Source organism: Shewanella phaeophyticola (genome assembly GCF_025398315.1).
GTDB classification, from domain to species: domain Bacteria; phylum Pseudomonadota; class Gammaproteobacteria; order Enterobacterales; family Shewanellaceae; genus Shewanella; species Shewanella phaeophyticola.
In genome coordinates this window covers 580,008-596,536 of record NZ_JAODOQ010000001.1, presented here as the reverse complement: position 1 = coordinate 596,536, position 16,529 = coordinate 580,008, and the positions used below count along the sequence as shown (strand labels likewise).

Genomic DNA, 16,529 nt, shown 5'->3' with positions numbered 1-16,529 from the left:
TTCCATCGACTAAGCAAAACTTTGCACTAGGCCACATTTTTCTGCACTTATCTTGATCTAAATCACAAATAAACTATCCCTATTGAGCAGAATTTCTATAAACTACATCGCTTATTACTCAGCTATTCGGACATCTTAATTCTCTTGAAAGCGCGCCGTCAGACTCAAAAACTATTGTTCGCTGTGTTTGCTTGGAGCGTCGCCATGGCGTCATTTGTGTTTTTCCGCTATTCACAATCCTCGCAGCTTCCTGATTGGGCTGTTGGAAACGCAGACTTAGCCACGTTGGCAGTATTTATGGGTTTTATATTTGGTGGCCTTCACTGGATGTCGAATCTCATTTCTGACTTTAGTGCAATTAGCCGCCTACCTTATTTGTTTTCAGTGGTTTTTAAAGGCTTGTTCTTATTACTTGGCGCAACCACGCTTGCTTATGTGACTCAGTTTTTAAACATGTAGGTATAGACAACCACATGATCACCTTACGACAAATGCTCAGCGTGCATATTATTTATAGTCCATCATTTCAGGCATTGATCGTTTATTTAGTCGTGGTGCGGGTTAGCTTGGCCTTTATTGAGCAGATGGCACTTTTGGTAGAGCTATAAAGTGTTATTTAATATCGGTTTAGGAAAATATCATAAACCAAGATATGAGCATCAACTGTTTCTATTTATTGATATGGTATCGTCAACTGCCCATGCAGAAACCCTAGGTGATTACCGTTTTAGCCGACTTATTCAAGACAGCTTTAGTATGCTGGCTGACACGGTGACAGACAACGAAGCTGAGATATATCGTTATATGGGTGATGCAGTATTGATTCATTGGCCATTAGAACAAGGCATCAAACACGACCGTTGCATGAACATTTACTTCGAGTTTTGTAAGCAACTTAAGTGGCAGAGCCAGTACTTTGAACAACAATATGGCTTTGTACCTAAATTTAAAGCCGCTGCACATTGTGGCCAGGTGGTAGCAGCTGTAGTGGGTGTCCACAAACAAGAGATTAGTTTCTTTAGTGATGTACTGAATACGTTGGCAAGGCTTCAAGACCAATGTAATCCATTAGGTCAAAGAATGTTGTTATCTGGGGATGTTGTCCATCGACTTGAGCTGCAAAACAGTCAGTATGACTTAATCAACTTAGGCTCGATTGTATTAAAAGGTAAGCAGCACCCCATTGAAGTCTTTGGCGCTGCTCCTATCAAATCGACGCACTCATAACTCGTTTATTTTTTGCTTGGTAACTCTTGAGCAAGCAACTTTTTCTGTATTGCTAACCCTAAAGTTCTAAAGGTAGAAATACGGCTGGTTGTTTGACGCCAAACTAAACCAATATCACGATAAGGTGCTTCACCCGGAGGCTCCATCGCGATTAAATCGGTGTCATTTAATATACCGGTATCGATGGCCATTTGCGGTAAAAAGGTCGTGCCCAGTTTGCTATTTACCATTTGCACTAACGTATGCAAACTGGTTGCAGCAAAAGGATTAACCTTAGTGCTGTCACCTAATTGGCAAGCGGTAATCGCATGGCCAGTGATACAATGTTCAGCTTGCAATAAAAAAATACTTTCATCAGGCATTTTTTGATAATCGATTGGTTGTATTACATCTTGCGATAACTCTTTATGCATCACCATCTTAAATGGGTCGATGCCCACTTTCATGCTGTGAAAGCCATTCGTGTCCACAGGTAAGGCCAAAATCAATAAATCGAGTTCCCCTTTGGCTAACGCATCAAGTAGCCTTTCTGTGGTGTCTTCTTTTAATAACAAGCTTAATTTGGGGTAATCTTGCTGGCACAGTTTCACTACGCGGCTCAGTAAAAATGGCGCTATCGTTGGAATACAGCCTAAACGGATCTCGCCCGTCATTGGCTCACCCTGATTTCTAACCAACTCAACTAAGTCATCAACGTTGGTCAAAATATTTCTCGCACGTTCAACGACTTCTTCACCAATTGCGGTAAACATAAATGATTTATGATCCCGTTCGATCAATTGATAACCGAGTTGTTCTTCGAGGTTTTGTATACCGCTAGACAAGGTTGATTGACTCACAAAGCACATTTTTGCAGCGCGATTAAAGTTCTGCTCTTGATGTAAATGCACTAAATAATAGAGATTCTTAAGGCTAGGAAGATTTTTCATTTTAACGATTACCCTTACCGATGTTGATTCAAATAATGAATTAAATACGGCAAAATAACAAGTGACAGATAAGTATAAATGCGACATACGCCCATAAAAAAAGCCTCATTAATAGAGGCTTTTTAGGTTAAGCAAACTAAAGGGCGATTAAGCTTTTGCCTCTAGGTATGCTTTAAGTTGTTGTAAATCTTTAGCGGCATGTTCAACGATTTCTGCTAACCAGGTTTTATGGTCGGCATCCCAATTTGCGTCTTCGCTGTGTTGTAATAACTGAGCAAAACGTTGAATACGTTTTAAGCCAACAGAACCTGCTGCGCCTTTAAACTTATGCGCTTCTGCACATAAAGTATCTTTATCGTTTACATCTTCAGCTTTCACTAAGCTGCTAACATATTCAGGCATTAGCTGCTCAAATAGCACTACGCTTTTTAATAACGTCCCAGCACCGATCGCGCTGATATATTGCTCAAGGGTGTTGAGATCCAATATTGAGTCTAACTGCGTTGTGGCCATTGTGGCACCTCTGTAAGAATTCTAACTCTATAAAATTACAAAACATAATACCGAGTAAAATAGCCTATGCAAGGCTTGAACATGAATAGCACCACTTTTATCTCAAATAATAACAACCTATTAACACCACTTTTTCACTGGTATTACCTATGTTTAAAAAGAACTCATTTTGATTTTTTTCAACCAAGTCGAATGTTAAACAACCAATAATGTACATTAAGCCGTTTTATATGCACCATTGAGCGCACTTCCTTGGCCACCATACTCTCTAAGTTCATCCACAATAGCGACTAAACCATCCCAGCGAAATGCACACCAGTCTGGAGCGAGCAACATTGGCTTTTTCGCATACGCGGTAACACGGTGGTAAATGATGTGTTCAGGCGTATGACGAATAAGCATTGCGGCTGCAGAGGCATATTCATTTAATGTTAATAAAGGCATTGGCTTATAATGCCACTGCTTGGCCATGGTACTCCCTTCAACAATATGTAATGGATGAAGCTTAATGCCATCGACACCAATGCCGAGTACCGTTTTTAAGCTGTTTAAGTAGTCTGTAGTGGTTTCGCCGGGTAAACCTAAAATCAAATGGGTACACACTTTAATCCCCCGCGATCTCGCTGCTATCACAGTTTGACGATACTCCGTCAACTGGTGACCACGATTAATTTTTTTCAGTGTGTGATTGTTACTGGTTTGCAGACCTAGTTCTAGCCATACATCTAAGCCACTTTTTTGATATTCAACGAGTAAGTCGAGAACCTCATCAGGGACACAATCAGGCCGAGTACCAATGTGTAATCCCACCACATGCTTATCTTCAATTGCAAGGTCATATTTTTGCTTTAGGTGATTAAATTCATCGTATGTACTGGTATAAGCTTGAAAGTAAGCAATGTATTTACTTGATGAGACTGGGGCGGGTCGCGACTGATTAGCACATTGAGCTTTCGAGTGAGCACGCACTTTACCATCAGCAAGTTGCACTGGAATCGACAAAGTTTGCCCTTGCTGAGCATTAAAAGACGCCACATTACAAAATGTGCAGCCTCCAAGCCCTAATGTGCCATCTCGATTAGGGCAGGTAAATTCAGCATCAATGGTCAGTTTTTTTATTCTTTCACCATATTGACGCTTGCAATAAGAACCAAATGTATTAACGTAGTCATCCAAGCCCATCTGGCTCCCCTCTCCAACTAAAAGGGCGCTAGTTTATGGATCACTTAAACACCTGTCTCGGTGCTAAATCAATAAAACCTCCATTTAAACTCAGCAAACACGAAACTCTGCGCTATGTCGCAAAAATGTTTAAAACATCCCAACATGAAATAAATTAATAAAAATGAATATTTACTCATTTAGAGTAATTTTTTACCCAGCAACTGTATTTGAAATAAAATTCACTATTTTTAATTCAAAAACAATCCTCTGCTTTTGTTGCTAAAAAGTAGCTATATGTTTGAAATAATATTTAAATTGTTTTTATTCATAAGGTTATAGCGCCAAATCTACAGTTTACGTTAACGTAAGTTTAATGGGTAAATCCATTTTTTTGGTAATTATATTTCAGTTTGTTGCATTTTTTTGGTTTGACCTTTATGCATTCTCGGTTTAATTTGAATGGTTCGGGTGCATATCTATGGAATGTTTCACATTTACCCCGAGTCGTATCTAGTAGAGGTTTAGGGGGTTTTTTGTATGAGCTTGTATCATCCCAGTTTCGAGCGTGACAATTGCGGATTTGGTTTAATAGCACAAATGGACGGTGACGCAAGTCATCGCATTGTGCGCACCGCAATTCATGGTCTCGATCGAATGAAGCATCGTGGTGGTATTGCAGCTGACGGACGCACAGGAGATGGCTGTGGTTTATTAATGCAAATGCCGACTGCTTTCTTTGAAGCTATCGCCGCAGAAAATGATTGGCATTTAAGCCGAAAGTTTGCCGTAGGTATGCTATTTCTCAGCCAAGATGAACAACGCGCTGATGAAGCTAAATTTATTTTAGAAAAAGAATTACAAAGAGAAACACTGAGTGTAGCAGGTTGGCGTAAGGTTCCGGTTAATCCAGATGTTCTGGGGGAGATTGGCCGAGCAAGTCTACCGCAAATTTATCAAGTTCTGATTAATGCGCCAGTGGGATGGCGTGAAAAGGATCTTGAACGTCGCTTATATATGGCGCGTCGTCGTCTTGAGCAACAGATTACCGATGACAAAGATTTCTATGTCGCCAGCTTATCTGGTCAAGTAATAGTCTATAAAGGCTTAATGATGCCGGCAGACTTGCCCTCATTTTATACAGACCTTGCTGACATTCGCTTAAAAAGTGCTATTTGTTTATTCCATCAGCGCTTTTCAACTAACACATCGCCAAAATGGCCATTAGCACAACCGTTCCGCTATTTAGCGCACAACGGTGAAATCAATACCATTACGGGTAACCGTCAGTGGGCGCGTGCACGTGCCTACAAGTTTAATTCCCCCTTATTACCTGATTTACAACAAGCCGCACCGTTTGTGAATGAAACAGGTTCTGATTCATCGTCATTAGATAACATGCTTGAGATGTTGTTATCAGGTGGCATGGACTTATACCGTGCAATGCGTTTGCTCATTCCACCTGCATGGCAATCCAACCCAGAAATGGATGATGAGCTTAAAGCCTTTTATGACTTTAACTCTATGCATATGGAGCCTTGGGATGGCCTCTGCGGGTATCGTAATGACCAATGGCCGCCATGCTGCGTGTGCAGTTGACCGTAATGGTTTGCGCCCTTCGCGTTATGTCATCACTAAAGACCGGATTTTAACCTTAGCCTCTGAAGTAGGTATTTGGGATTACGCCGCTGACGAAGTGATTGAAAAAGGCCGTGTTGGCCCAGGCGAATTACTGGTACTCGACACAGTGAATGGTCGTTTATATCAATCATTTGAAATTGATAATGACTTAAAGCGTCGTCACCCATACAAAGAATGGATGTCGAAAAACAGCCAAACACTGGTTCCGGCAGAAAATATTGACCCTTCTCGCCAAGGTGAAAGTGGTTTTGATTCAAAAACGTTACTGCAGTACCAAAAACAATTTGGCTTTACTCGTGAAGAGTTAGAGCAAGTGATTTGGGTTTTGGCCAGCAAAGGGGAAGAAGCCATCGGCTCAATGGGCGATGACACGCCTATGGCTGTATTGTCGAAAAAGTCACGTTCATTATATGACTATTTCCGACAGAAATTTGCCCAGGTCACTAACCCGCCTATCGATCCACTACGTGAAAAACACGTCATGTCGTTAGCCACATGTGTTGGCCGTGAACAAAACTTATTTAGCGAAACCACAGGTAACGCTTACCGAGTGATGTTTAATTCACCGATTTTATTATTCAGTGACTTTAACCAATTACTCGGTTTAGACAGCACTAACTATCGTGCAAATACTGTTGATTTAAACTACGACGCACATGAAAGCTTAGAGCAGGCTATTCATCGTATTACCGATGAAGCAGAACGTTTAGCACGCAGTGGCACAACGCTATTAGTGCTATCTGACCGTGCTGTAGCACAAAATGCCCAGGTAATCCCTGCAGCGATGGCTGTCGGCGCAGTGCAAACTCGTTTAGTGGATAAGAGTTTGCGCTGTGACACTAACATTATTGTTGAAACCGCATCCGCTCGTGATCCACATCATTTTGCTGTGTTACTGGGTTTTGGCGCAACAGCAATCTACCCATACCTTGCGTATGAGTCGATTTCAGCAATGGCCAAATCACACCAGGTAGAAGACGTCACCCCATTAATGCTTAACTTCCGTTATGGCATTGAAAAGGGCTTACGCAAAATCATGTCTAAAATGGGCATCAGTACTGTCGGTTCATATCGTTGTAGCCAACAGTTTGAAGCAGTGGGACTGGCACGCGACGTAATCGAGTTATGCTTTAAAGGTGTGATTAGCCGCATCGAAGGTGTTAGCTTTGAACATATCGCCAATGATCAAAAAATACTGCATACCGCAGCTTACCGTGCTCATATACCATTACCGCAAGGTGGATTACTCAAATATGTTGAGGGCGGCGAATACCATGCCTTTAACCCAGATGTCGTTAACACATTGCAAAGCTCACTTAAAAACCAAGATTATGTCGAGTATAAGAAGTTTGCTCGCCTAGTTGATGATCGCCCTATTGCTACCTTGCGTGACTTAATTGGGATTAAAGGCCAACTTGACCCCGTTGATACCGACAACGTCGAAGGCGTAGAGACCTTGTACCCACGCTTTGACAGTGCAGCAATGAGTATCGGCGCATTAAGCCCTGAAGCTCACGAAGCATTAGCTGTTGCCATGAACCGTTTAGGCGGCCGCTCTAACTCAGGTGAAGGCGGAGAAGACGCTAATCGCTTTAACAGCGAACGTAACTCAGCCATTAAGCAAATTGCCTCGAAGCCGCTTTGGCGTAACCGCGCATTACTTGATCCACGCAGATGTACTGCAAATTAAAGTCGCTCAGGGTGCAAAACCGGGTGAAGGTGGTCAGCTACCGGGACATAAAGTCAGTGTTGAAATTGCAGGCCTGCGTCATGCTCGTCCTGGGGTAACTTTAATTTCACCGCCACCGCATCACGACATTTATTCAATTGAAGATTTAGCCCAGCTTATTTTCGATTTAAAGCAGATCAACCCTAAAGCGCTTGTATCTGTAAAACTGGTTTCAGAACCAGGTGTGGGCACCATCGCAACAGGTGTTGCTAAAGCCTATGCAGATATGATCACCATTTCAGGTTACGATGGCGGCACTGGCGCAAGCCCTATTACGTCTGTTAAATATGCCGGTTCTCCTTGGGAGCTTGGTTTAGCAGAAGTACATCAATCTCTTGTTGAAAATGGCCTACGCCATAAAATTCGCTTACAAGTGGATGGTGGCTTAAAAACCGGTACTGACGTAATTAAAGCAGCATTACTGGGCGCTGAAAGCTTTGGATTTGGCACAGTGCCAATGATTGCATTAGGGTGTAAATATTTACGTATTTGTCACTTAAATAACTGTGCGACAGGTGTAGCAACTCAAGATAAAAACTTACGTGAAAAACACTACCACGGCCTACCAGAACGCGTAATGACTTACTTTGAGTTTGTCGCTCAGGAAGTGCGTGAGTGGATGGCGGCATTAGGTGTAGTCAAATTTGAAGACTTAGTAGGTCGTAGCGATTGGTTACATGCTATTGAGGCCAAACCGACAAACAACGTGGTTTAAACCTCGCACCGATTCTATATCAACCTAAAGTACAGCCAAACTCAGCATTGACCTGGAAAGAAAAAAATCCTCCATCAGATGTAGGTAAGCTTAACCAAACCCTCGTTGCCGATTGTGCCGCTGCGGTGGAGGCTGGTGAACCGTACTCATACCAATACTCAATTAACAATACCGACCGCTCTGTAGGCGCAGCATTGTCTGGCTTTATTGCCACTAAGATTGGCGTACAAGGCACAAAAGAGCTGATTAATCTTGGTTTTAACGGCAGTGCAGGTCAAAGTTTTGGGGTATGGAATAGCCCTGGGCTAGAGCTTAAGCTATGCGGTGACGCCAATGACTATGTCGGCAAAGGCATGTCTGGCGGTAAGATTGTGATACACCCCCCCATTGGCAGTCCGTTCCAAAGCGAGCGCAGTGCCATTATGGGTAACACCTGTTTGTATGGTGCCACTGGCGGTAAATTATTTGCCGCAGGTCAAGCAGGCGAACGTTTCGGTGTTCGTAACTCAGGCGCGATTGCTGTAGTTGAAGGTGTGGGTGATAACGGTTGTGAGTACATGACCGGCGGTATCGTGGTTATTCTGGGTAAAACTGGGGTGAACTTTGGTGCCGGTATGACTGGTGGCTTTGCTTACGTGTTCGATCAATTTGGTCGTTTTAATCGCCGTGTTAACACTGAAATGGTTGATACTCAAAAAGTAGAGTCGACCATCCACCAGCAACACTTGAAAGGGTTAATTGAAACTCACTATGCTGAAACCGGTAGTGAACATGCCCATATGATTTTAAGTGATTTTGAAAACTGGTTAGATTGTTTCGTACTCGTTAAACCAAAGAATATTGCCGTTGCTGACCTGCTTAAAATTGAGCAGAAGAGTCCGGAATTAGTTGTAAAGGCAGGATAATCATGAGCAATGACTTTCAATTTGTAGAAGTGGGTCGTGCTGACCCCGTAAAACATGAAGCCAAAAAACGTGCTACACAATTTATTGAAATTTATCAGCCGTTTACTCAGCCTGAAGTGAAACAACAAGCCGATCGTTGTCTTGACTGTGGTAACCCTTATTGTGAATGGAAATGCCCACTGCATAACTACATTCCAAACTGGTTAAAACTGGCTGAACAAGGTCGCATTATGGAAGCAGCAGACTTGGTTCACGAAACCAACACCCTGCCAGAAATATGTGGCCGAGTATGCCCACAAGATCGTTTATGTGAAGGCGCGTGCACCCTAAATGACGACTTTGGCGCGGTAACCATTGGTAATGTTGAAAAGTACATTACCGACACGGCTATCTCTCAAGGTTGGCGTCCAGATATGAGTAAAGTCACGCCGCGTAAAGAGCGAGTGGCCATTGTTGGTGCTGGCTACTGCAGGTTTAGGTTGCGCGGATATTTTAGCCCGTAATGGCGTACAAGCCGTAGTGTATGACAAATACCCGCAAATTGGTGGTTTGTTAACTTACGGTATTCCATCATTTAAGCTAGATAAAGATGTTATGGCGACGCGCCGCTCTGTACTAGAAGGTATGGGAATTCAGTTTAAAATGGGCGTTACCGTTGGCAAAGATGTAAGCTTTCAAAGCCTACTAGATGAATACGATTCCGTGTTCCTTGGCATGGGGACTTACACCGCAATGAAAGCCAAGTTACCCAACGAAGATGCCCAAGGCGTTATCCAGGCACTGCCTTACTTGATTGGTAACACTCATCACTTAATGGGTACACAAGACGATTCAACACCCTATTTAAGCCTTGAAGGCAAAAACGTCGTGGTACTAGGTGGTGGTGACACTGCTATGGATTGCGTGCGTACAGCAGTGCGCCAGGGCGCAAAAAGCGTAACTTGTGCGTACCGCCGTGACGAAGCCAACATGCCAGGTTCGCGCCGTGAAGTGCAAAATGCGCGTGAGGAAGGCGTTAACTTCTTATTTAATCGCCAACCTGTGGCCATTAAAGCTGAAAATGGTGTAGTGGTAGGTATTGAATGTGTGGAAACCCAAATGGGTGAAGCAGATACCAGTGGCCGTCAACGTGCAGAAGTGATTGCTGGCAGTGAGCAAGTGCTAGAAACTGATGCGCTTATTATCGCCTTTGGCTTCCAAGCAAGCCCTGCACCTTGGTTTAGCGATTTTGGTATCGAAACCAACGAATGGGACCTAGTTAAAGCCACTAAAGTTGACGATAACCCATTCCAAACCACTAACCCTAAAGTGTTTGCTGGCGGCGATATGGTGCGAGGTTCAGATCTAGTCGTAACCGCTATTGCTGAAGGTCGTGATGCCGCTATGGGGATTTTAAACTATTTAGATTAATGAGATAAACCAATATAGCCTGTGATTGAGTGACTCATCGTAGGCTAATAAATCAAATAATGTCCCGAGTTTGCTTGTGAATTTTAGCGCATTTATATGATGCGCATTTTTTTGCCCTAAACGCGGTAATTATTTATTCGCTGTGCTCACTAAAAAATGGCTAAACAGTTTATTTTTTAATTCTGGGTGTTCATCTGAAAACTTAACCCCTACCGTCATCTCAGCGTCAAACTGCTGCACCTTAACCGCGGTCCGGTTAAAATGCCAGACAAGTTTTCATCGATAGAAATGGCCACATCTATCTCTGCATCTTGTTCAAGAGCCATTGATTTAGGTGCTAAAGTGACAAAGCAACCCGTCAAAGAAAAATCGAGCATTTTTGCAATGATTTTATTGTCGTTGTGCATAATAAACACATCTTGCTCAATATCGACTCGCAACTGCTCCCTAACTTTTTTCTTAGTAATCGATTTTGGCACGCTCAAACACAGCATGCGCACAGGGAGATTAACAACAGACAAAATAGTCGATTTGAAGGCAATGATGTCTTTAAAACCACTGTTGGTCATCGCTCTCACCACTATCTCAGCATTGGCTAACATATGCTGATATGCTTCAGAAAAATCTTTAGTGGGATATTCAATCAAAAGAAAGCGATTGATTTGAAATCCAATCAAACTCGAGCGAGATTGGACTTTTTTACCATTGGCAAAATGGATCTCAACAAACAACTCCATGCCAATATCAATTAAGCGCAAATCGTCAAGCAACTCGCTCACTGGTGTTTTTATCATAGAACTTTCACCCTATAAGTGGACGTGATAGCGCTCTGTTTCATCAACTTATTGATCCAAAATATCATCATTAACATAAAGATAACAGATTTCGTATTGTACTTCTTATAGCTTATCACTCTTTGTGAGCAAAAGTTGTTTTGTTCAGCGAGGTGCAATTGGCATAGTATGCAGCACAAGCTTATAGGATAGCGTCAAATCGCTGGGAATAAGCCACTAAAACACATCAGGCCAGCAAATGCTGGCCTGAAATACGAATAACTACATGGTTATTTTACCGTAAACTTAGTGTCTTGCTCTCTTAGCAAGTACAAGGCAAAACATGCGGCTCACATTGGCCATGCTGCAAAAAACAATAAGTTATTAAATGCATCAAAATATTGATTAAATGCCGATAATGTAGAAGCACCATGCATTAAGAAAATCACACCGTAAGTGATGCGTTTTTTAATCCCAAGTACAAAGGCAAACACCAATAGCAATTGTAATCCACCCATGACATACGCTGCGACTTCACTCACCCCGCCTATTCCGTAAAACTTCTCAAATATCTTCATGCTGTGGCCAGGATTAACAAATTTATCCAATGTCCACACTAGCATCACGATAAAAACGCCAAGACGAAGAGACAGTAACGACCATTGCAATTTACTTTGAACGTCGCTATTTAGTGTTGTTTGCATCATAATTCCTTAAAAAATATAAATAAAACTCATTCTGCTGAGTGATTAATAAGCTAGACTAACCCTGTCAGATTAACGCGTTAATCTGCGCCTAATTGACCGAGCCAAGCAAAATTATGTTGCACAACCACTTATTCCATTTAATTCTAAACTGACTTTATTTGGCATAAGATTGTTGTAATAAATACCGTCGTTAGTGGGTCTTTTAGGCCATGTTCATTAAAGCAGAAAAAATTATGCCTATTTATCGTTATCCAAACCGCTCATTAACAGCATTGGCTGTTGGCTTAGCCTTATTCTCTTCGTTAACTGTCGTCGCTGATGACACTTCAGCTATCGAAGTTATTCATGTCTCAGGCAAAGCGATTAACGATAAAGGTTTATCACCTAAAAACAGCACCGTTGATGGCTCATTTGGTGATGGGATTGCGCTTAAAGATATTGCCCGCTCGGTCACCCCGATCACCAGCGAGATGATTGAACAGCTTAATATCATCGACTTGTCAGATATTCAAAAAGTCAGCCCTAATAGTTATTCGGCTAGCGGCTTTGGCGCATCAAGCTTGCCGACTATTCGTGGTCAGTTAGGTGAGTTATACCAAGACGGTGTGCGTCGCCAAGCAGGAAATAATGGTTTCGGCATTCCTATGTCCTTTAATGCCATAGATCAAATAGATGTGGTAAAAGGTGCGCCACCCGTATTGCTAGGCACCAGCCAACGTAACGGTGGCTTTGTTAATGTACACTCAAAAGTAGCACCCACTAATGACAAATTTGCTAACCTTACCGCTTCTGCCGGCAGTTGGGATCATTACCGTGCTCAATTAGATGTAGCAACAGATATCGTCGAAGAGCAAAGTGGCGTGCGGTTAAGTGTCGAGCATATCGATAATGGCAGCTATTATGATTACTCAGGTTTTCAAAGCGACAGTATTTTTGCAGCATTTCGCCTATTACCAGACGATGCCAGCACCTGGGACATCAATGTCGAATATTATGATGTCGATTTTACCGACAACGCTGGGATAAACCGCCCAACCCAAGCATTAATTGATGATGGCTTATATGTGACTGGTCAAGGCGTTCAACCTAATGGCAGCACCATACCAGGCGCTAATGCCATTGTGTCACCGACTGGGTTAGTAAAAATAGATCGCAGCCAGGTACTGACCGATCCTGACAACATCAATAACGCGCAAACGTTTATCGTTCACAGTACCTACGTGCGTGAGTTAAGCGATAAAGCCACCTTTAAAAATATCACTTACTATCAGCACTTAGAACGTGAAGAAATTGCCCAAAACAGTTTTGTTGAAATCATCGATGGCGCTGACACTGCACAAAACCGAGTTGAGCTAGCCTATCAATGGAATAATGATCAAAGCACTATTGTTGCCGCCGACATACGCTACAACAAGGTGTTAGGTTACAGCCAATTTACCACCGAAGCCGATTTACCCATCGATTTAACAGTACTCAATTGAAAATCGCCGAATCCCATTGACTGCAGAACAACAAACCAGGCTAGTTGAACTGCGCCCAGGGGTGTTTGTGTCACCGGGGGCACAATACGACATTGATGGTGATGGCAACGGCGACTATTCATTATCAGACACTACAGACTCAACCAGCTGGCAAACAGGCTTAGCCATTCAACACAATAGTCAATGGACCGATAAATTATCGACCAGCATAGGGTATCGTGCCGACTTTTATGATGTTGAGGCTCGAGATGCCTTAGCACCCCAAGGGCAAATCGCCGCCAGTGATTCAATTAATGAAATGCTCGAATCTGGGCAAATTAGTATTAGCTATCAACTGAGCGACTTTATCACCACTTATGCCAGTGCCAGTTATAACGAATCCACCTCAAACAGCATGGCGGGCGGCACCACATTAGGCGCCAATAATCAAATTAGCAGTCAAAACTTTGCTACCGAAAACACCTTAACCGAAGTGGGAATTAAATATTCGCCAAACGATAGTGCCTGGTATGTCGATGCAGCAGTGTTTGATCAAAAACGCAGTTTGCGAAATCGTGATGGCAGCAATACAGGTATTCGCACTAAAGGATTTGAAGCACAAGCCTTTTATGATGCAGACCCTTATTGGTTTAGTGCGGGTTACAGTTATTTAGATGCTCGTTATGATAATTCAGCCAGTAGCCAAGATACGGTTCAAGTCGCCGATGCCTTTGATAATTCACGTCCAGATATCATTGCAGGCACCGGAATAGGCGCACCCAATTTTGCCTCATTCGCGCCATCAAATAGCCGCGTACAAGGTTTACCTGAACAATCGCTCACAATTAATGGCGGAATTGCCATTACTGAGAAATGGAAAGCCGGTTTCTCCGGTCTATATACCAAGAGTTATCCATTGGACTATTTAGCGACTGTGTATATTCGCGATCAATACACGCTCAATATCAATACTCGTTATGACTTTAGCGAACAAACCAGTGTAAGACTTGACGTGAATAACGTCACAGACCAAAAGAACTGGCGCCCTGTATTTGAAGGCGGTTATTTTGGTTCTACCTTGGTTTACCCTGAGTTACCGATTAATGCCACCCTGACATTGCAGCATTCATTTTAAGGCTATAAAACATGTTGAAAAAAATCGTATTACTAATTATTGCAGCAACACTGGTGGGGTTATTTTTCCACTTTAATTTAAACCAATTGCTCACACTTGATGGCCTTAAAGGCTCAATGGAGCAATTCAGCCAACTGCGCCAAGAATCACCGGTATTAGTCATCGGTGGCTTCTTTGCATTGTATGTGGCAGTCACTGCATTGTCCTTACCTGGCGCGGCGATTCTTACCATCGCCTCAGGTGCGTTATTTGGCATCGTCGAAGGCTTAATTATTGCCTCATTTGCATCAAGCATTGGTGCCACACTCGCCTTTTTAGTGTCGCGTTACTTATTACGCGACTCCATTAAACAACGCTTTCCAGAGCGTTTAGCGGCCATTGATGCCGGAATTGAAAAAGAAGGTGGCTTTTATCTATTCACTCTACGGTTAGTGCCTATTTTCCCGTTCTTTTTAATCAACATGCTGATGGGCGTGACTGCGTTTAAATCGTGGACTTTCTATTGGGTAAGCCAAGTCGGTATGTTTTTAGGCACCTTCGTCTACGTCAATGCCGGGACTCAATTAGCGCAAATCGACAGTCTGTCTAACATTTTATCGTTCAACCTAATTGTGTCATTTGCCCTATTAGGCTTATTCCCACTTATCGCTAAGGCCATCGTCAATATGATTAAAAAACGTCGCGTGTACAGCAACTGGACTAAACCCACTAAATTTGACCGAAATATGATTGTGATTGGTGCAGGTGCGGGCGGTCTTGTCACCAGTTATATTGCCGCCGCTGTAAAAGCTAAGGTGACCTTAATTGAAGCCGGAGAAATGGGTGGCGACTGCTTAAACTATGGCTGTGTGCCCAGTAAAGCCATTATTAAGAGTGCCAAAATAGCCGAGCAAATACGTAATGCCCATCATTACGGCTTAGAAGACAGCACACCTGAGTTTTCGTTTAAAAAAGTCATGACTCGAGTACACCAAGTGGTTGCCGATATTGCCCCACACGACAGTGTTGAGCGTTACACCAATTTAGGGGTTGATGTTGTTAAGGGGTACGGCAAGTTAATCGACCCATGGACAGTCGAAATTACCTACCCAGACGGGAACACCACTCGCTTAACCGCGCGTAGCATTGTGATAGCCACCGGCGCTCGACCATTTGTGCCGCCATTACCGGGCATTGAAGAAGTCGGTTATGTTACCAGTGACACCTTATGGGACGAGTTTGCCAAACTCGATACTGCACCACAAAAATTAGTGGTACTTGGCGGCGATTCAATTGGCTCTGAGCTTGCCCAAAGCTTTGCCCGTTTAGGCTCACAAGTCACTCAAGTTGAAATGGCTGAGCGCATCATGATCAAAGAAGATCTTGAAGTGTCTGAGTTTGCTACCCAAGCATTACGTAATAGCGGCGTTAATATTTTAACCTCACACCAAGCGCTGCGCTGTGAACTGCGCGAAGGTAAAAAATACCTTATCGTTAAACATCAAGAGCAAGAACTAGCGTTAGAGTACGACCAGCTTTTATGTGCCGTCGGTCGTAGTGCACGCTTAAGTGGTTATGGACTAGAAGAGTTAGGTATTGAAACCAACCGCACCATTCAAACCAATGAATATTTAGAAACCTTGTATCCTAATATTTATGCCGCTGGCGACATTGTTGAAGCCATATCAATTTACCCATGTGGCAGCACATCAAGGCTGGTACGCTGCAGTAAATGGACTATTTGGGCACCTGAAAAAGTTTAAAGTCGACTATCGCGTTATTCCAGGCACCACCTTTATCGATCCAGAAGTGGCGCGCGTGGGTATAAACGAATATGAAGCCAAGCAACAAGGTATTGATTACGAAGTGACTCGTTTTGATTTTGCCGAGCTTGATCGTGCCATTACCGACAGTGCTACCGAAGGGTTTATTAAAGTCATTACGCCTAAGGGGAAAGATAAAATTTTAGGCGTCACCGTGGTGTCAGAGCACGCTGGTGATTTAATTGCTGAGTTTGTATTAGCGATGAAACACGGCCTAGGGCTTAACAAGATTTTAGGCACCATCCACAGTTACCCAACATGAGCCGAAGGCAACAAGTACGCTGCCGGAGAATGGAAACGTAACCATGCCCCAGCAACTGTGTTGCGTTGGTTAGAAAAATACCACACATGGCGCCGTGGTTAATCCCTTAAAAGACGACACAATGATAGCGTCAGTTAACCCTGATTAACTGACGCATATT

General features: G+C 43.0%; 5 protein-coding genes and 5 pseudogenes. 5 read left to right on the top strand and 5 right to left on the bottom strand.

The window, feature by feature from the left end:
• The first annotated feature begins 204 nt into the window (after positions 1-204).
• Positions 205-1,227 (top strand): annotated as a pseudogene (locus N4T56_RS02825) (adenylate/guanylate cyclase domain-containing protein).
• A gap of 5 nt (positions 1,228-1,232) precedes the next feature.
• Here the strand turns inward: N4T56_RS02825 and oxyR are convergent.
• The 3 genes from oxyR to N4T56_RS02810 form a co-directional block, all read right to left on the bottom strand.
• Positions 1,233-2,156, bottom strand: coding sequence for a hydrogen peroxide-inducible genes transcriptional activator OxyR (oxyR, locus tag N4T56_RS02820; protein ID WP_261734739.1), 924 nt, complete (start codon positions 2,154-2,156; stop codon positions 1,233-1,235).
• 147 nt (positions 2,157-2,303) lie between these two features.
• Positions 2,304-2,669, bottom strand: a complete 366-nt coding sequence (locus tag N4T56_RS02815; protein WP_261732144.1) for an Hpt domain-containing protein — start codon at positions 2,667-2,669, stop codon at positions 2,304-2,306.
• Positions 2,670-2,885: 216 nt separating this feature from the next.
• On the bottom strand, positions 2,886-3,851 hold the full coding sequence (locus N4T56_RS02810; protein WP_261732143.1) for a TIGR01212 family radical SAM protein: 966 nt from the start codon (positions 3,849-3,851) through the stop codon (positions 2,886-2,888).
• A 519-nt stretch (positions 3,852-4,370) separates the two neighbouring features.
• Here N4T56_RS02810 and gltB point away from each other — a divergent pair.
• Positions 4,371-8,820, top strand: a pseudogene (gene gltB, locus N4T56_RS02805) (glutamate synthase large subunit).
• A 2-nt stretch (positions 8,821-8,822) separates the two neighbouring features.
• Positions 8,823-10,230: pseudogene (locus tag N4T56_RS02800) on the top strand (FAD-dependent oxidoreductase).
• A 215-nt stretch (positions 10,231-10,445) separates the two neighbouring features.
• Here the strand turns inward: N4T56_RS02800 and N4T56_RS02795 are convergent.
• Together N4T56_RS02795 and N4T56_RS02790 are read right to left on the bottom strand one after the other, a co-directional pair.
• A complete protein-coding gene (locus tag N4T56_RS02795; RefSeq protein WP_261732142.1) occupies positions 10,446-11,024 on the bottom strand; it encodes a flagellar brake protein in 579 nt (192 codons plus the stop codon).
• Positions 11,025-11,353: 329 nt separating this feature from the next.
• Positions 11,354-11,707, bottom strand: a complete 354-nt coding sequence (locus N4T56_RS02790; protein WP_261734738.1) for a hypothetical protein — start codon at positions 11,705-11,707, stop codon at positions 11,354-11,356.
• 236 nt (positions 11,708-11,943) lie between these two features.
• Between N4T56_RS02790 and N4T56_RS02785 the strand changes: the two are divergent.
• Together N4T56_RS02785 and N4T56_RS02780 are read left to right on the top strand one after the other, a co-directional pair.
• Positions 11,944-14,305: pseudogene (locus N4T56_RS02785) on the top strand (TonB-dependent receptor).
• A gap of 11 nt (positions 14,306-14,316) precedes the next feature.
• Positions 14,317-16,471: pseudogene (locus N4T56_RS02780) on the top strand (FAD-dependent oxidoreductase).
• Positions 16,472-16,529: the final 58 nt, after the last annotated feature.

Coding starts and splice junctions, on each gene's coding strand:
- N4T56_RS02815 (WP_261732144.1), bottom strand. CDS start 2,669: ATGGCCACAACGCAGTTAGACTCAATATTGGATCTCAACACCCTTGAG.
- oxyR (WP_261734739.1), bottom strand. CDS start 2,156: ATGAAAAATCTTCCTAGCCTTAAGAATCTCTATTATTTAGTGCATTTA.
- N4T56_RS02790 (WP_261734738.1), bottom strand. CDS start 11,707: ATGCAAACAACACTAAATAGCGACGTTCAAAGTAAATTGCAATGGTCG.
- N4T56_RS02810 (WP_261732143.1), bottom strand. CDS start 3,851: ATGGGCTTGGATGACTACGTTAATACATTTGGTTCTTATTGCAAGCGT.
- N4T56_RS02795 (WP_261732142.1), bottom strand. CDS start 11,024: ATGATAAAAACACCAGTGAGCGAGTTGCTTGACGATTTGCGCTTAATT.